This is a genomic window from Altererythrobacter sp. CAU 1644 (genome assembly GCF_029623755.1).
In the GTDB taxonomy this organism is placed as follows: domain Bacteria; phylum Pseudomonadota; class Alphaproteobacteria; order Sphingomonadales; family Sphingomonadaceae; genus Erythrobacter; species Erythrobacter arenosus.
In genome coordinates, this window is record NZ_CP121106.1 from 2,577,160 (window position 1) to 2,595,281 (window position 18,122).

The 18,122-nt window shown below is 61.6% G+C and carries 18 protein-coding genes and 2 tRNA genes; 11 read left to right on the forward strand and 9 right to left on the reverse strand.

The window, feature by feature from the left end; all coding sequences use genetic code 11:
- Positions 1 to 57 precede the first annotated feature (57 nt).
- The 3 genes from P7228_RS12815 to P7228_RS12825 all read right to left on the reverse strand — a co-directional run bounded on the left by P7228_RS12815 (position 58) and on the right by P7228_RS12825 (position 3,549).
- Positions 58 to 2,121: a bifunctional DNA primase/polymerase gene (locus P7228_RS12815; protein ID WP_278015627.1), complete on the reverse strand. Its 2,064-nt coding sequence runs from the start codon at positions 2,119 to 2,121 to the stop codon at positions 58 to 60.
- Positions 2,122 to 2,352: 231 nt separating this feature from the next.
- Complete coding sequence (locus P7228_RS12820; RefSeq protein ID WP_278015628.1) at positions 2,353 to 3,348, reverse strand: integrase; 996 nt, start codon at positions 3,346 to 3,348, stop codon at positions 2,353 to 2,355.
- A 124-nt stretch (positions 3,349 to 3,472) separates the two neighbouring features.
- Positions 3,473 to 3,549 (reverse strand) — tRNA-Pro (locus tag P7228_RS12825).
- 114 nt (positions 3,550 to 3,663) lie between these two features.
- On the opposite strand from P7228_RS12825, the gene P7228_RS12830 reads away from it, so the two are divergent.
- The 5 genes from P7228_RS12830 (at position 3,664) to P7228_RS12850 (ending at position 8,547) form a co-directional block, all read left to right on the forward strand.
- On the forward strand, positions 3,664 to 4,632 hold the full coding sequence (locus tag P7228_RS12830; protein WP_278015629.1) for a thymidylate synthase: 969 nt from the start codon (positions 3,664 to 3,666) through the stop codon (positions 4,630 to 4,632).
- A gap of 108 nt (positions 4,633 to 4,740) precedes the next feature.
- Positions 4,741 to 6,045, forward strand: coding sequence for a 3-methyl-2-oxobutanoate dehydrogenase (2-methylpropanoyl-transferring) subunit alpha (locus P7228_RS12835; protein WP_278015630.1), 1,305 nt, complete (start codon positions 4,741 to 4,743; stop codon positions 6,043 to 6,045).
- Positions 6,042 to 7,106 (forward strand): alpha-ketoacid dehydrogenase subunit beta, encoded by a 1,065-nt coding sequence (locus tag P7228_RS12840; protein WP_278015631.1) that lies wholly within the window; start codon positions 6,042 to 6,044, stop codon positions 7,104 to 7,106. The genes P7228_RS12835 and P7228_RS12840 overlap by 4 nt, the downstream gene beginning before the upstream one ends.
- A 5-nt stretch (positions 7,107 to 7,111) precedes the next feature.
- A complete protein-coding gene (locus P7228_RS12845) occupies positions 7,112 to 8,395 on the forward strand; it encodes a dihydrolipoamide acetyltransferase family protein (protein WP_278015632.1) in 1,284 nt (427 codons plus the stop codon).
- A gap of 75 nt (positions 8,396 to 8,470) precedes the next feature.
- Positions 8,471 to 8,547, forward strand: a tRNA-Asp gene (locus P7228_RS12850).
- Between the two features lie 27 nt (positions 8,548 to 8,574).
- Here P7228_RS12850 and P7228_RS12855 read toward each other — a convergent pair.
- Positions 8,575 to 9,639: an MBL fold metallo-hydrolase gene (locus P7228_RS12855; RefSeq protein ID WP_278015633.1), complete on the reverse strand. Its 1,065-nt coding sequence runs from the start codon at positions 9,637 to 9,639 to the stop codon at positions 8,575 to 8,577.
- Positions 9,640 to 9,787: 148 nt separating this feature from the next.
- Here P7228_RS12855 and P7228_RS12860 point away from each other — a divergent pair, with 148 nt between their 5' ends.
- Together P7228_RS12860 and P7228_RS12865 are read left to right on the forward strand one after the other, a co-directional pair.
- On the forward strand, positions 9,788 to 10,120 hold the full coding sequence (locus P7228_RS12860) for an ArsR/SmtB family transcription factor (RefSeq protein WP_278015634.1): 333 nt from the start codon (positions 9,788 to 9,790) through the stop codon (positions 10,118 to 10,120).
- Positions 10,113 to 10,643 (forward strand): SRPBCC family protein, encoded by a 531-nt coding sequence (locus P7228_RS12865; protein WP_278015635.1) that lies wholly within the window; start codon positions 10,113 to 10,115, stop codon positions 10,641 to 10,643. The genes P7228_RS12860 and P7228_RS12865 overlap by 8 nt, the downstream gene beginning before the upstream one ends.
- Here the strand turns inward: P7228_RS12865 and P7228_RS12870 are convergent.
- The 4 genes from P7228_RS12870 to P7228_RS12885 all read right to left on the reverse strand — a co-directional run bounded on the left by P7228_RS12870 (position 10,640) and on the right by P7228_RS12885 (position 12,339).
- A complete protein-coding gene (locus tag P7228_RS12870; protein ID WP_278015636.1) occupies positions 10,640 to 10,864 on the reverse strand; it encodes a DUF2842 domain-containing protein in 225 nt (74 codons plus the stop codon). The two genes, P7228_RS12865 and P7228_RS12870, sit on opposite strands and share 4 nt — an antisense overlap.
- Entirely contained in the window at positions 10,864 to 11,475 is a 612-nt protein-coding gene (locus P7228_RS12875; protein WP_347402841.1) for a 5-formyltetrahydrofolate cyclo-ligase, read from the reverse strand. Before P7228_RS12875 ends, P7228_RS12870 begins: the two co-directional genes overlap by 1 nt.
- A gap of 238 nt (positions 11,476 to 11,713) precedes the next feature.
- Entirely contained in the window at positions 11,714 to 12,163 is a 450-nt protein-coding gene (locus P7228_RS12880; protein ID WP_278015637.1) for a cell division protein ZapA, read from the reverse strand.
- Positions 12,160 to 12,339, reverse strand: a complete 180-nt coding sequence (locus P7228_RS12885) for a hypothetical protein (RefSeq protein WP_278015638.1) — start codon at positions 12,337 to 12,339, stop codon at positions 12,160 to 12,162. Before P7228_RS12885 ends, P7228_RS12880 begins: the two co-directional genes overlap by 4 nt.
- A gap of 247 nt (positions 12,340 to 12,586) precedes the next feature.
- On the opposite strand from P7228_RS12885, the gene tkt reads away from it, so the two are divergent.
- The 4 genes from tkt to P7228_RS12905 are packed head-to-tail and all read left to right on the forward strand — an operon-like array spanning position 12,587 to position 17,230.
- On the forward strand, positions 12,587 to 14,566 hold the full coding sequence (gene tkt, locus P7228_RS12890) for a transketolase (protein ID WP_278015639.1): 1,980 nt from the start codon (positions 12,587 to 12,589) through the stop codon (positions 14,564 to 14,566).
- 15 nt (positions 14,567 to 14,581) lie between these two features.
- On the forward strand, positions 14,582 to 15,589 hold the full coding sequence (gene gap / locus P7228_RS12895) for a type I glyceraldehyde-3-phosphate dehydrogenase (RefSeq protein ID WP_278015640.1): 1,008 nt from the start codon (positions 14,582 to 14,584) through the stop codon (positions 15,587 to 15,589).
- 10 nt (positions 15,590 to 15,599) lie between these two features.
- Positions 15,600 to 16,799, forward strand: a complete 1,200-nt coding sequence (locus P7228_RS12900) for a phosphoglycerate kinase (RefSeq protein ID WP_278015641.1) — start codon at positions 15,600 to 15,602, stop codon at positions 16,797 to 16,799.
- 2 nt (positions 16,800 to 16,801) lie between these two features.
- Positions 16,802 to 17,230 (forward strand): nuclear transport factor 2 family protein, encoded by a 429-nt coding sequence (locus P7228_RS12905; RefSeq protein ID WP_278015642.1) that lies wholly within the window; start codon positions 16,802 to 16,804, stop codon positions 17,228 to 17,230.
- 3 nt (positions 17,231 to 17,233) lie between these two features.
- On the opposite strand, the gene P7228_RS12910 is transcribed toward P7228_RS12905, so the two are convergent.
- Entirely contained in the window at positions 17,234 to 17,989 is a 756-nt protein-coding gene (locus P7228_RS12910) for a flavodoxin family protein (protein ID WP_278015643.1), read from the reverse strand.
- Positions 17,990 to 18,122 lie beyond the last annotated feature (133 nt).

The following is an 18,122-nucleotide window of genomic DNA, read 5'->3' on the forward strand; positions in this document are numbered from 1 at the left end:
GACTGACGGCATGAGAGATGGCTTTCTCTTGGGAGCCTAGACAGACAGGCACAGAAATCATGCAGCCTCCTCAACCTCTGGAGGATCGGCTATCAAACCCTCGTAAGCCTCCCTCCGCTTCTCGTGCGAAGCGGATTGCCAATAGTCCGCCCTGTGCAATGCCCATAGACTGGCTTTGCCAGCAGAGAGCCGAGATTGCCCCAACGGCTGGCAGTCTAGCGACTGCAACGCCGTCGAAAGTCTCCTAGGAGAGTCTGATCGCACCCCCTTGTTTCGTAGAGCCTTACGAACATCGTCCAAGGTGCAAACTTCCTTTAGCGGGTAGGGCATGTCTTCCAGCAGTTCCCGCAGACTTTGCACCAATGGTGTCTCGCTATGCTCCATGAGGCGTTCTTTGGCGGGTGTCATGGGTGGATGAGCCTTGGGGTTAAAGTCGCCAACGTAGATGAACTCAAAGTAGGCTTTGACGATGCCAAGATTGGCTTGCCACCATGCGTAGAACTCGGTCCAATATGCCGGTTCCCGTTTCTCGGCTGGAGTGTCGATCACGAAGAAGCGGCGGTCCGCTTTCTCAATGAAAATCGGTGCATCCAAGTTCGAAAGGAAAACGAAGTTGGCGTAGTTTGGGACTTCCCTTTGCGCCCTGTGCTTGATGTTAATCACTGCAGTTTCGCAGGTGATAAGTGCCTTCAAGCGATTGTAGACGTTTATCCCGCTGCCAAGGTTCAACTCCTCCAACACCACTAGAAGGGTGTTTTCGAGATATGATTGAAACGCGCTGTCCATCTCCTCGGAATTGGTCAGACGAGTGTTCTCAAAACCTAGGAGTTTACGCCAGATGTCGACCAGCGTGCTCTTGCCGACACCGTGCTCCTTCGACTGGAGCAGCAATGCATAGCTCAGCTTCTGGCCGGGATTGGCAATCGTCCACGCAATCATTTGGACAAGGTGGTCCCGCTCGAACTTATCTGGAACAAGGTATTCGAGAAACTCGGTAAGCGGGGTCCAATCGCCTTCGACCGCTTCAATCGCTGGCGCACGATATGTGTTGAAGAAGCTCTCCCCGTTGTAGGAGATAATTCCCATCGGTTGGCTTGGCTCAAACCGGAAGTCCAAAACCTTGTCGATCAGACCGGCGCTTGTGAGGAAGCTGGCGAATGTGCCTTTGTCGTTCGGTTTCACGTCCGCGAACTGGCGGGAGAAGGCTTCCGGCTTCAGTTCCTGATTGGTCCTGGGGGACCGAAAGCGGTCTGGTGTAGCGACATAAAGCCATTGGCGAGCGACCGTCAGCCAATCCGTAGGAGCCAAACTGCCGCGATCCCATGCGCTTTCTAGCGTCGCTTCAATCTCGCTCCCGCTCAGTCCTATTGCCAAAGCCTCCGGTCGGAGTGTTTCGGCGACCATCGCCCATTCCAGTTCAAGGGCGGCAACATGGTTGGCAAGTACTACAGCGACACGAAACAGGGTATCGTTGCGTTCGCCTTCCTTCGCCTCTCGAAGCATGGCAACCCCATCGGTAATCTGGCGATTTAACCAGTAGCTGAATTTTTCGGCTTCTAGATACTTTGCGCGGCCTGATTGCTTAGCAACCTCCGTTGATGACGATTCCTGCCTCCAGAGGTCGAGCACCTCGGCTGGAAGCTCGGCAAAGTCACAATCGGCTGGCGAAACTTCCCATTCATAAAGGCAGCCATTGGGATGAAGCGATCCGGGGCCGACAATGTAGCCGCCTTCGCCACGCACATCTAATTCTACGCCCTGCAAGCCGACCTTGTTGCGTAGCTCAAATGGCGGATTTCGGAACAGGTAGTGGCGACCCTTGGCAGTTCGGACCGTCGGTGTGCTGGGTAGGTCTAATCCGTCCACCAATGCCTGCGCCTCTTGGCTATCGACATCTAGGACAAATAGGTTGCTGACCGCTCCTGTTACGATGGCGACATTGGCTTCTGCGCCTTGCCAATCGTCGATTTGCCGCTCGGTCGGTCGTTCAGACTGAAACGCTTTCCACGACATGCTCGGAATTTTCTTGCCTCTTGGCAAGATGAACACCGAGAATCCTAGGTCGTGAAGCGCCCGAAAGTCGGGCAGGCTTTGAGTAGTTGTTGTATTCGGATTTCCCATGCAATTTCTCCTGTAGGTTTGGGTTTGATCCGAATGGACACGCACAACCCTGCGGCTCTTAAGATGAGAGATCGCGAGTGGAGATTTTGATGGGAGATCAGAGCTTAGATTGAACAAGCGATGGACAAGACAGAGTCCCACTTGTTGCTGCGTTATATAGACGTGCCAATCTGAATCGGGCCTGAGAATTTGATTAACCTGCGATTCATTTTGCGTTAATCTGGCGTTCATCTAATTTGCAAGCAACTGGTCCATTCTCCTTCTAACCACGTCAGGAGAGAGGTGGGTATATCGGAACAGCATTCGCGGGTCTTTATGGCCCGAAATCAACGCCACTTCTGGTATGTTTAGGCCAAGTTCGAACAATCGAGAGATGGCCTCATGTCTAAGATCGTGGAACCGCAAATCATGTATGTCTGCCCTGCGCTTCGCTCGTTTCCATGCTGCCTTGAGAGCATCCACCGTCAAGGTGAATACGCAATCGTCGTAGCGGTCCACCTCCTGTAAAATTGCTGTTGCCTTTGCAGACAAGGGAATTGTGCGGGGCGTGTCCGTTTTGGTTTGTGCAATGTGCGCGGAGCGTTGCTCAAGATTGATATTCTCCCAGCGCAGCGAGAGAATTTCGCCCCTCCTCATGGCGGTCTCAAGTGCGAACTGAACGACCAATTTCACCTGAGCGTTTCGACATGTTGATAGGGCTTGCTCCAATCGCACTTGCTCGGCTGGAGATAAGCGTCGGCTCCTTTGATCTCTAACTTTTGGTTGGATGACATCCTCGGTGGGATTGCCTCCAAGATAGATTCCCCACTGCTTCTGTGCGGTATCGAATACATGGTGCAGAAGCGAAAGCTCTCGCCGCACTGTGCCGGGTTTAGCCTCTTGCAGGCGGTCGTCACGATATGCCGACACTGCGGCTTGGGAGACCTGCCCAATGGATAGCGAGCAAATTGGATGACGTTGCATCTTGGTTAGTCGCAGATGCTCGCTCTCGTAGCTCCGCTTCTTTGGTGTCACAGAGGTCTTATATCTCTCAATCAGCTCTCCTAGGGTGGACTGTAACACCTCTGGCCTCACGCGAGACGCTTGCCGTGTGTCGATTTTCGTTTCCTGCTCTCTCGCCCATGTTTCAGCTTCGGATTTGCTGGCAAAGCTACGGTAGCGAGGGGTGAATCCTTTGCGTCTAACTTGCACAAACCAACTGTCTTTCCGCTTCGAAATTGTAGCCATTCTTTGCCTCGCTGTGTCACCAGTGTGTCAGCAGCGAACCAGAAGGCTTGTCGTGCGAACCAACGCTTCACCTGCAATCGCAGGTAAGACGCTGAAGTTACGCTGGAAATCTAGGCTGTGTCGTTGGTCGGGGAGAGAGGATTCGAACCTCCGGCCCCTGCCTCCCGAAGACAGTGCTCTACCAGGCTGAGCTACTCCCCGACCGTGTCGGTCCCATAGATAGCTGCCAAAGAGCTGTGGACCGAGGCAAGGCGCGCCCTATAGGCAGGGTTAGCCGGGGTGGCAAGCGGGCAATTGCGGGTTTAGGGTTGCCCGATGGCGAGCATCTCGATTCCGTCCGAACTAGTCGGTCCAGGCCACCCCGAATGGCAATATCTCGACCTCATGCGCCAGATCTGGGCGCAGGGCAGCGAACGGGTCGATCGCACCGGTATCGGCACCCGGTCGATCGCCGGCGCCATGCTGCGATTCGACCTTGCCGACGGCTCAATGCCGCTGCTCACCACCAAGCGCGTCTATTGGAAGACGGCGACGCGCGAGATGCTGTGGTTCCTGACCGGCGAGACCAACATTCGCCCGTTGGTGTTGCAAGGGGTGAAGATCTGGAACGAGTGGCCCCACGCCAAATACGTGCGCGAAAGCGGCGATGACATTGCGCTCGAGGACTTCGTGCAACGGATCGCCGCTGACGAGGATTTCGCCGCGCGCTGGGGCGATCTCGGCCCGGTCTATGGCAAGCAATGGGTCGATTGGCCCACCTACCGCTATCGCAAGGATGGGCTGTACGAGAAGGGTCCGGGGATCAACCAGGTTGCGCAAGTGGTCGAGAGCCTGCGCACCAATCCGGGCAGTCGCCGCCACATAATCGAAGGGTGGAATGTCGCCGAGCTCGAACGGATGGCGCTGCCGCCGTGTCACAAGACCTATCAGTTCCACGTTTCGGGCGAGGGCAGCGAGGCCAGGCTCAATTGCCTGCTCTACCAGCGCAGTTGCGATGTCGCGTTGGGCCTGCCGTTCAACCTGTGGTCGGCGGCGCTGCTCACGAGGATGATCGCGCAGCAGGTCGAGATGGAACCGGGCGAACTGGTGTGGATGGGCGGGGACGTCCATCTCTATCTCAACCACGAACACCTGATCACCGAGCAGCTCACCCGGGAACCGCAAGGGCTTCCGCGGCTTGAGATAATGCGGCGCCCGGCGTCGATCTTCGACTACCGGATTGAGGATTTCGAGGTTCGGGACTACACGCCGCACGGGCCCATCAAGGCGCCTGTCGCGGTGTGACCTCCGGTCGAGCTTGACCTCGGCACCCGCGTGAAATAAAATGTCGCGCAGTTAAAAGATTGCTATAGCCTCTCGCGGCGGCAGTCTTTCCGCGAGGGAGAGCAGTTTATGGCCGATAGGCCGAATGGCACTGGCGATGCTGGGCACAACAAGCCCGCGCTTTCGCTCCACGTGCCCGAACCCAAGTATCGACCCGGAGACACGGTCGATTTCAGCCATCTGAACATTCCGGATGCCGGTGCGCAGGCGCGCCCGGACGAGACCTGCGAGCCCAGGGAAATGAGCGGGCTCGCCTACGATCTGGTGCGTGTGCTGGGTGACGACGACAAGGCACACGGCCCGTGGGATCCCAAGCTTGATCCCGAAACCTTGCGCACGATGTTGGGCCACATGGCCATGGTCCGCGCCTTCGACGAACGTATGTTCCGCGGCCAGCGGCAGGGCAAGACCAGCTTCTATATGAAGTGCACCGGCGAAGAGGCGACCAGCGTCGCGGCCGCGATGGCTCTCGCGAGCGACGACATGGTGTTTCCCAGCTACCGCCAGCAGGGCGTGCTGATCGTCCGCGGCTATCCGATCGTCGACATGATCAACCAGATCTATTCGAACAAGGCGGACAAGCTGAAGGGCCGCCAGCTCCCGATCATGTATTCGAGCCGCGAGCACAGCTTCTTCTCGATCTCGGGCAATCTCGCCACCCAGTTGCCGCAAGCGGTGGGCTGGGCGATGGCAAGCGCGGTCAAGAACGACAGCCGGATTGCTGCGACCTGGGTGGGCGAGGGCTCGACGGCGGAAGGCGATTTCCACTCTGCCTGCACCTTCGCCACGGTCTACAACGCGCCGGTCATCTTCAACGTGATCAACAACCAGTGGGCGATTTCGAGCTTCTCGGGCTTTGCCGGGGCTGAACGCACGACCTTTGCCGCGCGCGCGCTGGGCTATGGCCTCGCGGGCCTGAGGGTCGACGGCAACGACGCGCTGGCGGTCTTTGCGGCGCAGCGCTGGGCCGCCAACCGCGCCCGCGCCAATGGCGGGCCGACGCTGATCGAATACTTCACCTATCGCGCCGAGGGGCATTCGACCTCGGACGATCCCAGTGGCTATCGCAGCGCACACGAGCGCGAGGAATGGCCGCTCGGCGACCCGATCAACCGGCTCAAGAAGCACCTCATCGCGATCGGCGAGTGGGACGAGGAGCGGCAGGAGAAGATGGACCTCGACTGCGCCGAGCGCGTCAAGGCGGCGACCAAGGAGGCCGAGAAGAACGGCATCCTCGGCCACGGCCTGCACCATCCGTTTCACACCATGTTCGAGGACGTGTTCGAGGAACTGCCCTGGCATCTTGAGGAGCAGGCCGCGCAGGCGACCCGCGAACGCAAGATCAAGTGGCCCGAAGGGAGGCCCGAGCAATGAGCGCGGATGTGAAGGAGCAGGACGCAGCCGTGTCGGGTGAAGCCGCCGAGCGTCGCATCAACATGATCGACGCGATCAATGACGCGCTCGACATCATGCTCGCGCGCGACCCGGACGTGATCGTGATGGGCGAGGACGTCGGCTATTTCGGCGGCGTGTTCCGGTGCACCGCGGGCCTGCAGGAAAAGCATGGCAAGACGCGCGTGTTCGACACGCCGATCAGCGAATGCGGCATCATCGGCGTGGCAGTGGGGATGGGGGCCTATGGCCTGCGCCCCGTGCCCGAAATCCAGTTCGCCGACTACATCTATCCCGGGCTCGACCAGCTCATCAGCGAGGCGGCACGCCTGCGCTATCGTTCGGCCTGCGAATATATCGCGCCGCTGACGGTTCGCTCGCCCTTCGGCGGCGGTATCTTCGGCGGCCAGACGCACAGCCAGAGCCCGGAAGCGATCTTTACCCATGTGTCGGGTCTCAAGACCGTGATTCCCTCGACACCCTACGACGCCAAGGGCCTGCTGATCAGCGCGATCGAAGACAATGATCCGGTGATCTTCTTCGAACCCAAGCGCATCTATAATGGCCCGTTCTCGGGCTATTACGACCGGCCGGTCGAGCCGTGGAAGCGGCACAAGGACAGCGTGGTGCCTGAAGGTTACTACAAGATCCCGCTCGGCAAGGCGCGCCACGTGACCGAAGGCGAACAGCTGACCGTGCTGGCCTATGGCACGATGGTGCATGTCGCCGAGGCGGTCTGCCGCGACAAGGGCGTCGATGCCGACATCCTCGACCTGCGCACGCTGGTGCCGCTCGACATCGAGGCGATCGAGGCGTCGGTCGAGAAGACCGGGCGTTGCCTGATCGTCCATGAAGCGACTCGTACTTCCGGCTTCGGGGCAGAACTGTCCGCGCTCGTCACCGAGCGTTGCTTCTACCATCTCGAAGCCCCGGTCGAACGTGTGACCGGCTTCGACACCCCCTATCCGCACAGCCTCGAATGGGCCTACTTCCCGGGCCCGGTTCGCATCGGCGAGGCAATCGACAAGATCTTGAGCGAGTAACCGCGATGGCGAAATTCACTTTCAACATGCCCGACGTGGGCGAAGGCGTGGCCGAGGCGGAGATCGTCGAATGGCACGTCAAGGTCGGCGACACGGTGGCCGAGGACCAGCACCTGGTCGACGTGATGACCGACAAGGCGACGATCGACATCGAAAGCCCGGTCGAAGGCAAGGTGATCGAGGTGGCGGGTGAGCCCGGCGACACGATTTCGGTCGGAGCCATGCTGCTGGTGATCGAGGTCGAAGGCGAGGTCGAGGACGCACCCGAACCGGCACCCGCGCCCAAGGCCGAGGTCGTCGAAGAGCGGATCGAGGTCGAGACCTCGGATGCCTCCGATGCCGATGACGCGATTGCAGCCGATCCCGAACCGGAACCGCTGCCCGCACCCACGCCGGCTCCCGAGCCGACCGCCCATGCGAAGGTTCTCGCCACACCGGCGGTGCGCAAGCGCGCCAAGGACCTCGGCATCGATTTGGCGGAGATCAAGCCCGCCGAGGACGGCCGCATCCGCCACGGCGATCTCGACCAGTTCCTCGCCTACAATTCGGCCGGCGGTTTCGCACCGGCCGGCCGCACGCGCGACGACGAGCCGATCAAGGTCATCGGCCTGCGCAAGCGCATTGCGCAGAACATGGCCGCTGCGAAGCGCCACATCCCGCATTTCTCCTATGTCGAGGAGATGGACGTTACCGAGCTCGAGCGCATGCGCGCACAGCTCAACGAGGGTCGTGGGAGGAAGCCCAAGCTGACCATGCTGCCGCTGCTGATCACCGCGATCTGCAAGCTCATTCCGCAATTCCCGATGATCAACGCGCGTTACGACGACGAGGGGGGCGTGGTGACGCGCCACGGCGCCGTCCATCTCGGCATGGCGACGCAGACCGACAACGGCCTGATGGTCCCGGTGATCCGCGATGCCCAGGCCAAGAACCTGTGGCAGCTCGCCAACGATATCGGCCGCCTTGCCAATGCGGCGCGCGATGGCTCGGCCAAGTCGGACGAGCTGTCGGGATCGACCCTGACGGTGACTTCGCTCGGGCCGCTCGGCGGCGTCGCGACCACGCCGGTGATCAATCGGCCCGAGGTGGCGATCATCGGTCCCAACCGCATCATCGAACGCCCAATGTTCGTGCCTGACGGCATGGGCGGCGAGCGAATCGAGAAGCGCAAGCTGATGAATATCTCGATCAGTTGCGACCACCGCGTGGTCGATGGCTATGACGCCGCGAGCTTCATCCAGGAGCTCAAGAAACTGGTCGAAACGCCGGCGCTTTTGCTGGTCGAATAAAGTTCGATTTTTCGCGCGAAGGGCCGTTGACACTATGTGCGACCGGCCCTATTTGCGCGGCTCCCAAGTGGCTGCGCGGGTGTAGCTCAGTTGGTTAGAGTGTCGGCCTGTCACGCCGAAGGTCGCGGGTTCGAGTCCCGTCACTCGCGCCACTTGGGACATTTCTCCAAAAGAACTTCCTAGAGAAGCTGGTCGATTTCGATCGACTGATCCTTTGCTGGCAGGCTTACCAGCATCCCATCCTTGGCCATCCTGAGGTCGCCATCGAACAACTCCGGCGCTTCGCCCATGAAGAAGCGCTCGACCAGCCGCGCGGGCGGGGCGGGCACGAGATGGTAGAGCACCAGCGTCTTGGCCCCGGCCTGCTGCGCCACACGCGCGGCATCTTCGGGCGAGGTGTGATAGTCGGGAATGTCGGCCATGATCTTGGCGCCATCGGGCTGGCCACGCTTCTGCAGCGTCGCTCCGATCTTGCCGACCATCTGCGGGTTGAGCGCCTCGTGGAACATGACGTCGGCCCCCTTGGAGAACTCTGCCAGCTCGCCTGAGTATTTCCCGTCGCCGCTGATGACCACGGTGCGCCCGCCGTATTCGATCCTGAAGGCGAAGGCATGGTCGACCGGCGCATGATCGATGCGCAGCGCGCGGATCGAGACCGTGTCGTCGCTCAGGGCGAATCCGTCGTCGACGATCTTGGCTTCTCCGCCGAAACCGCCGGGGCGTGCCACTTCGGGCCCGTGGTGGGCGATCCGAAACCCGCGGTCGATGTCATAAGCCTCGATAAAGCCGGCAACGACACGTTCGGTGCCCTCGGGGCCATAAATGGGGAGGGGGCTAGCGCGCCCACCGGCCATCCATGCCTGCAGCATCAGCTCGCCCAGCCCGTCGAGATGGTCGGAATGAAGATGGGTCAGAAATGCTGCGTCGAGCGACGCCATCGGAAAGCCCATCCGGCCAAGCTTGCGGATCGATCCTGAGCCAGCATCGAAGATGTAGCCCTTGCGGCCAGCCAGCACGGCGAGGCACGGGCCCGCGCGCTCGGCATCGGGCATGGGCGAACCGCTGCCACAGACATAGACATGCAGACCGTCGGGCAGGGTGGCCGAGCGATCGATTCCGACCTGCCGTTCGACCGCAGCGTTGTACACGCGCTCTCCGATCCAGCGCTGGCCGAACAGGGCGATTGCAACCACAGCCAGGAGCGTCGCTCCAAGCAACCCCAGGACGATTTTCTTCAGCGACATCGCGTATCCCCCCCACCTTGCAACATCTGATCTAGACCGCGATCCGAAGGGAATCCACCAGCGATAGCGGTAGGCGTGACCCCGCGTCGGACCGATTTTATTCAACCATCAGGTTGATTGTTTGGCGTGGCTGTGATTACTTAACCAAATGGTTGAGAATAGCGATCACACCGATTCGGTCTTCCGAGCCCTGGCCGATCCTACTCGGCGACAATTGCTGGAGCGCTTGGCAGGGGGCGACATGACGGTGGGCGAACTTGCGGATCCGCTGCAAATGACGCTTGCAGGCGCGTCCAAGCATATCGGCGTCCTCGTCGATGCCGGACTGGTCCGCCAGTCGAAGCGCGGGCGCGAAAAGCTCTGTTCGCTGGACCCGGCGGGATTGCTGCAAGTGCGCGATTGGGTCGAACACTACAGCGCCTTCTGGAAGACTCGTCTCGACGCTCTCGACGCAGCATTGAAGGAGGATGGCGATGACTGATTACGGCAAGCTGCTCGGTCCCGGGAAGCTCGAGTTCCGCCGCGAGTTCGATGCGGACATCGAGAAGGTCTGGCAATTCCTCGTCGATCCCGAGAAACGCAAGCTGTGGTTTTGCGGCGGTTCGACCGACGACCATGTCGGCGGCAAGATGGTTCTGGAATTCGATCACCGCCGACTGTCGGAAAGTCCTCCGCCGGAAAAATATGCCGACGAAGAGGTTGTCACCCACCAGTGCACCATCCTCGAATATTCTCCTCCCAACCGATTGGCATTCAGCTGGGGCGAAAGCTCGACCTCAGAGACTAGCGAGGTAGTGATAACCTTGCAGGAGATTGGCACGGGAAGGGCACTGCTCGAACTGGTCCACAGCGATCTCACGGGCCGCGAAATCATCGTTAGCGTCTTTGCCGGATGGCACGGCCATTTCGATCTCATGGCGGAAGTGCTCGCAGGCGGGCGCCAGACCGATTTCTGGGTCCGTGATCAACAACTGGAAGCTGAGTATTCCGAACGGATCGACTAGCCTGGCGGGCTCCAGCGCCCCGTCTCCATCCAGATCAGGAACCGTTTGAGGGGCAGCAGCCAGATCAGGCCAAGGACGACGTAGACCACCAGCTGGGCCCACGACGGCCAGCCCACGATCCAGTCACCGACGTAACGCGCGATCAATATCGCGTAGACGATCAGTCCGGCGAGCAAGCTCAGGATGCCGACGGGAATTCGCCAGGTCGGTTGCTCGCGCATCAGAACGGTCCGTAGAAGCGTGTGGGCGTGACTACGGCGCTTAGCGGTTGATCATGGTCCTCGATCGGAAGCGCTTCGACCAACTGGCAGTCCCACGCCATGCCGATGGCGATGGTGGCGGGATGGTCCGCCAGCCAGCGATCGTAGAACCCGCCGCCCTGGCCCAGGCGCTCACCGCGCTCGGTAAAGCCGACTAGCGGCATCAGCAGCACATCGGGCGCGATTTTGGGCGCGTCGTCAGCGGGCTGCAGGATCCGCATTGTCCCTTCGACCAGATCGCTTTCACCCAGTGGGTCGGTGTGGAGATGGAACTGCATCGGTTCGTCCAGGCGTCCGATGCGGGGCAGGGCGACCGTGTGGCCGCGCTCGTAGAAGAACTGGGTATAGGCCGTGGCGGGTGCCTCGCCCGGCATGGCGCGATAGAGCCCGATCACCGCATCGGCGGGAATCATCTCGATCAGCGCTGCGGGCGGATGGCGAAAGACCAGGCCGCGCATCGATTCGGGCAGCGATGCCGCGTGTTCCTTGCGTGCGGCGCGCAGTCTTTTGCGCAGAGTTGCCTTGTCTTCCACCGTCGCAAACACCGTCCGTGTCGAGCCCAGTCGAGACACGAGTGGGCGGTTGCATCCCGACTACGCTCGCTGCGAACGGAGCCTCCTGAATAGAGTGGCGGAACCACCATGGGTCGTTTGCCCGAGAAATCCTCTGACGCCTAAACGTCAGGTGGGCGCCGTTTACCCCGACCCCCCGGACGAACCAGTGGACCAAGGCAGGGACAGCTCCCTAGGATTGCTTATAGCCTCAGGGATATTCAAACGGCTCGTGCCGGGCAGTCCCGCCGCGCGCTATTTAGGAGGCCGCGGCCTTACCCTCAAGCACTTCCGCATGTTTCTCGAGCCAATCGGCGAGATCTTCGAGTGTTTCGGCCGCTTCGTCGCGCCCAGCCTGCGCTGCAATGGGCGCGGCATCGCGCAAACGGCCCAATTCCTTGGCCAGCGCGTCGCGCTCCGCCTTCATGGCATGGAGTTCGAGCCGAAGCTCGTCGAGTGCATTGGAGTCCCCGTTTGTCGGCGAGGCCGACTGGGCAGTGCCTTGCCTGCTCTTCGCCTCTTCCAACTCGTCGGCCAGGAGCAGGGCCGCAAACAGCAGGTTCTGCGCGGGTGACGGGCTGAGGTTGTCGCCAAAATTGGCCAGCTTGCCATCAATCAGCGAGGCGAGCTTGCGGACCTGGGATTCCTCTCCATCGGCACACGCAAGGCTGTAGTTCTTGCCCGCGATGGTGACGGAAACCTGGCTCACGCCTCGAGCTCCGCGATCAGCTTGTCGAGGTCGCGGATGGTCCCGGCGACCTCCTCGCGCAGCGCCTCGTGCTTGTTGACGAGGCTCATGACGTTGGGGCTGGCCGCAGCGGGATTGGCAGAAATTTTCGCGCTCGCAGCATCGATCCGGGCCAAAGCGGCCTCGATACGCGCCATCGCAGCCAGGCTACGGTCCCCCTCCATCGGGGGAAATTATCAAGAATGGCCAGCAAAGGCAAAGGTTTGAGTCACGCTGTTGATAAGTGCTGTGAGTCCGGCCCCGATACCCGACAAATGGGGACGCAAAGCGCGACTTGCTTGACCTCGCTCGCTGCCTCCGCGAAGGGTCGCCCCGCGCCGAATCGACACGCGGGCCAGCGGCGTTTCCAGCGGGTCTGCGACTACCAGCAGGAGCCATTTTCGCATGAGTCTCGACACCGCCCGCCTGCAGAACATGGCGAATGCCATCCGCGCCCTGTCGATGGATGCGGTCCAGGCAGCGAATTCGGGGCATCCCGGCATGCCGATGGGGATGGCCGATGTCGCAAGCGTGCTGTGGTCGAACTATCTGAAGTTCGATCCGTCCCAACCCAAATGGGCCGACCGCGATCGCTTCGTGCTGAGCGCGGGCCATGGCTCGATGCTGATCTATAGCCTGCTCCACCTGTCCGGCTACGCGGCGCCGACGATGGACGACATCCGCAATTTCCGCCAGCTCGGCAGTCCGTGCGCGGGTCACCCGGAGAACTTCCTGCTCGAAGGTGTCGAATGCACCACCGGCCCGCTCGGCCAGGGCCTGGCGATGGCAGTCGGCATGGCGATGGCCGAACGGCATCTCAACGCGGTGTTTGGCGACGACCTCGTCGACCATCGCACCTGGGTGGTCGCGGGCGACGGCTGCCTGATGGAAGGCATCAACCACGAGGCGATCGGCCTTGCCGGTCACCTCAAGCTCGGCCGGATGGTCGTGCTGTGGGATGACAACAACATCACCATCGACGGCGCCACCGACCTGTCGACCAGCGAGGACATCAAGGCCCGCTACGCGGCGACCGGATGGCACGTAGTGAGCTGCGACGGGCATGACTTCGCCGATATCGACTGTGCGCTGGCCGAAGCGGTGGCCGATGATCGCCCCTCGCTCGTCGCCTGCAAGACCGTGATCGGCAAGGGCGCTCCGAACAAGCAGGGCACCAGCGCCACCCATGGTGCACCGCTCGGCGCCGAGGAAATCGCCGCGGCGCGCGCGGAGCTGGGATGGGAACACGAACCCTTCGTCGTGCCGGATGAGATCCTCGCCGACTGGCGCGCTACTGGCGAGCGCGGCCGGAATGCTGCGGCCGAATGGGCCGGTCGCATCGCCTCCTCCGACCAGAAGGCCGAATTCGAACGCCGGATGGCGGGTGAACTGCCGCACGGCGATGCGATGAAGAACTACGTCGCTTCGCTGATCGCCGAACCCAAGAAGGTCGCGACCCGCAAGGCGAGCGAGATGGCGCTGGCCGAGATCAACCCGCGCCTGCCCGACACGATCGGCGGCAGCGCCGACCTGACCGGGTCGAACAACACCAAGGCCGGCGGTATCGACGCCTTCACCGCCGACAATTACGGCGGCCGCTACGTTTATTGGGGCATCCGCGAATTCGGCATGGCCGCTGCCATGAACGGCATGGCGCTGCACGGCGGCGTGATCCCATACGGCGGTACCTTCCTGGTCTTCACCGACTATGCGCGCGGCGCGATCCGTCTGTCGGCGCTGCAGCAGGTGCGCGCGATCTACGTCATGACCCATGACAGCATCGGCCTCGGCGAGGATGGCCCGACGCACCAACCGGTCGAGCACCTCGCTTCACTGCGAGCCATGCCCAACCTGCTGGTGATGCGACCGGCAGACGTCGTCGAAACCGCCGAATGCTGGGAAATCGCGCTCAAGCAGAGCGACCGCCCTTCGGTGCTCGCGCTCAGCCGCCAGAACCTGCCGCAGGTGCGGCTCGAGGATGCGGGCGAGAACCTGTCGGCTCGCGGCGCCTACAAGCTCAAATCGGCCGGAGCCGACCGGAAGGTCGTGATCATGGCCACCGGTTCGGAAGTGCACCTCGCGCTAGAATGCGCCGAGCAGCTCGAAGGGCAGGGGATCGGCGTCGATGTCGTGTCGATGGTTTGCTCCGAACTGTTCGACGAGCAGGGCGATGACTATCGCCGCGAAATCATCGGTAGCGACGCGCTGCGCGTCTCGATCGAGGCCGGCACCACCTTCGGATGGGAACGCTACACCGGGATCGCTGGGCTGCGCATCGGGATCGACCGCTTCGGCGCGTCGGCCCCGGCAGAGGTCCTGTTCGAGAAATTCGGCTTCACCGCGGATCAGATTGTCCCGCAAATCATGAACAAATTGAACGGCTAATCAGGAGTTTATTTCATGGCGACCAAGGTTGCGATCAACGGCTTCGGACGTATCGGGCGGCTTGTCGCGCGCGCGATTCTTGAACGAGACGACCACGATCTGGAGCTGGTTTCGATCAACGATCTGGCGGATACCAAGTCGAACGCGCTGCTGTTCCAGTATGACAGCACGCATGGCCGTTTCCCTGGCACCGTCGAGGTCGGCGATGGCTTCATCTCGGTCAACGGCAAGAAGATCGCCGTCACCAGCGAGCGCGATCCGGGCAACCTGCCGCATGCCGAACAGGGCGTCGACATTGCGCTTGAATGCACCGGCTTCTTCCAGAGCCATGATGCTGCCGAACCGCATCTGAAGGCAGGCGCCAAGCGCGTTCTGATCTCGGCCCCGGCCTCGGGCGTATCGGCGACGATTGTCTACGGCGTGAACCACGAGACGTTGACCGCGGACGATGTGATCGTCTCCAACGCCAGCTGCACCACCAACTGCCTCTCGCCGATGGCCAAGGTGCTGCACGATACCGTCGGCATCGAGCGTGGCTTCATGACCACGATCCACAGCTACACCAACGATCAGCGCATGCTTGATCAGATGCACAGCGACATGCGCCGTGCGCGCGGCGGTGCGCAGAACATGATCCCGACCACCACCGGCGCCGCACGCGCCGTCGGCCTGGTGCTGCCCGAGCTCAAGGGCAAGCTCGACGGTTCGTCGGTTCGCGTTCCGACCCCCAATGTCAGCCTTGTCGACCTGGTGTTCACGCCGAGCCGCGACACCAGTGCCGAAGAACTTAATGCCGCGCTCAAGGCGGCTGCCGAGGGCAAGATGAAGGGCGTGCTCGACTATACCGACCAGCCGCTCGTCAGCTCGGACTTCAACCACCACCCGGCCAGTTCGACCATCGACAGCCTCGAAACCTCGGTGATGGAAGGCAAGCTCTGCCGCGTGGTCAGCTGGTATGATAACGAGTGGGGCTTCTCCAACCGGATGATCGACACCGCCGGCGTGATGGCCGGACTGATCTGAGGAACTGATAATGGCGGGCTTAAAGACGCTTGACGATCTGGGCGACGTAACGGGAAAGGTTGCGCTCGTCCGGGTCGATCTCAACCTCCCGATGCAGGAAGGGCGCGCGAGCGACCTGACCCGCGTCGAGGCGGTGAAGCCCACCATTCTCGAACTGAGCGAGAAGGGTGCGAAGGTGATCCTGCTCGCTCATTTCGGACGGCCCAAGGGCCAGCGCAGCTCGGTGCTTTCGACCAGCATGGTGCAGGGCGATGTCGAGCGTGTGCTCGACAAGGAAATCATGTTCATTCCCGAGGTTTCGGGACCTGTCGTCGTGCAATCGCTCGGCATCCTGCGAGCGGGCGACATCGGGCTGATGGACAATGTCCGCTTCTGGCCCGGTGAGGAAGCCAACGATCCCGAGTTTGCCAAGGCGATCGCGGCGAATGGCGATTTCTACGTCAACGATGCCTTCTCCGCTGCGCACCGCGCGCATGCGACGACCCAAGGGCTGGCGCATCTGTTGCCGGCCTATGCGGGCCGCGCGATGGAAAAGGAGCTGACGGCGCTCGATGCCGCGCTCGGCAATCCCGAAGCGCCGGTTGCCGCCGTGGTAGGCGGGGCCAAGGTTTCGACCAAGCTCGACGTGCTCAAGAACCTCGTCGGCAAGGTGCAGCACCTCATCATCGGCGGCGGAATGGCCAATACCTTCCTCGCCGCCAAGGGCGTCGACGTCGGCAAGTCGCTGTGCGAACACGACCTGACCGGCACCGCGACCCAGATCATGGAGGAAGCCGACCGCGCGGGCTGCACCGTCCATCTGCCGTATGACGTTGTGGTGGCGAAGGAATTCGCGCCCAATCCCCCGTCGCTGCGCACCTGCAACGTCCACGAAGTCGCCGAGGACGAGATGATCCTCGATGTCGGCCCGCTCGCGGTCGAGGCCCTGGGCGATGTGCTCAAGACCTGTCGCACGCTGGTGTGGAACGGGCCGCTGGGCGCGTTCGAGACCGAGCCGTTCGATGCGGCTACCGTGGCACTCGCCCGGACCGCTGCTGCGCTGACGCAGGAAGGTTCGCTGGTTTCGGTCGCCGGTGGTGGCGATACGATTGCGGCCCTCGCGCATGCCGGCGTAACCGACGATGTGACCTATATTTCAACCGCTGGCGGAGCCTTCCTCGAATGGATGGAAGGCAAGGAACTCCCGGGCGTGGCTGCGCTGGGCGCCTGATCATGAGCAACATTGCGGCAGAGATCGAGACTCTCGAGCATCGCTTCATGCGCGCATGGATGCGACGTGAGGCAGGCGAAATCCGCAAGCTGGCAGCGCGTGACTTCATGCTGATTGTCGCTTCGGAACCGGCCCAGTTGCTCGATCGCCCCAGCTTCGTCGAAGCCATGGCGGGGCCTCTCTCCTGCACTGGTTTCAGGTTTCACGAAGTCTGCGTGCGCAAGCATGGCCGTGCGGCGTGGTTCACCGCGCGCGCGGAGCTGGAACTGCGGATCGATCGCCGCGACTGGACCGGCAATTTCTGGGTCAGCGATCTATGGCTGAAGGGCCGCGTCAAGCGCGGCTGGAAAATGGTCGAGCGCAGCCTCGCACGGACCGATGGCGATGAGCAACTGCCTGGCTCGCTCCGCCAGCTTCAGCTCTGGCACTGAGGGTCAACGATACTCCGGGTTGGGCGCGTCGAAGCGACAGCCCTCGTTCCACAGCTCGCGCGAATTGCCATGCGCCGGGACACCTCCGGCGTCCTTCAGCATGCGGGCATAGTGCATCAGGTTCCAGGTCATGAATGTGGTGTTGCGGCGGGTAAAGTCATTGTCGAACCCCGCCCGCGTGCCATCATCCAGCTCGTCGCCATAGGAGGCGCCGGGTCCGGCCTCGCCGATCCAGCCGGCATCGGCCTGCGGCGGGATGGTGAAGCCGACATGCTGCATGGCATAGAGCGTGCCCATGGCGACGTGCTTGATCCCGTCCTCGTTCCCAGTGACGAGGCATCCGCCGACCTTGCCGTAGAAGATGTACTGGCCCTTGGCATTGGTCTGGCCCGAGTGGGCATAGAGTTTCTCGATGATGAGCTGGCAGACCGAGCTCTTCTCGCCCAGCCAGATCGGCGTTCCGAGAACGACGATATCGGCGGCCTCGACCTTGGGCCAGACCTGCGGCCAATCGTCGCGCTTGGCGCCGTGCTCGGTCATGTCAGGGTAGACGCCATAGGCAAGGTCGTAGTCGGTGGCGCGAATGCGCTCCACGCTCACGCCGTTCCGGGTCATAATCGCCTCGGCCATGTCCATCAGCGTGTCGGTATGCGAGGGCTCAGGCGAGTATTTGAGCGTACAGTTGATGAAGAGCGCCTTGAGGTCGCCGAAATCGGTTGTGTTCTCATCGCACAGTCGTTCTTGCGTCGCGTCCAGCATCACCTTCTCCCGTTGCTCCTACAAACAATACGAATGAGCCGCGGAAAGGTTACGAAACGCCGGTTGCGAGGCGGGACGCCTCTGGCTATTGGCGCGCCAAGGCATTCGTATGCACAACCTATTCTACAGGGCA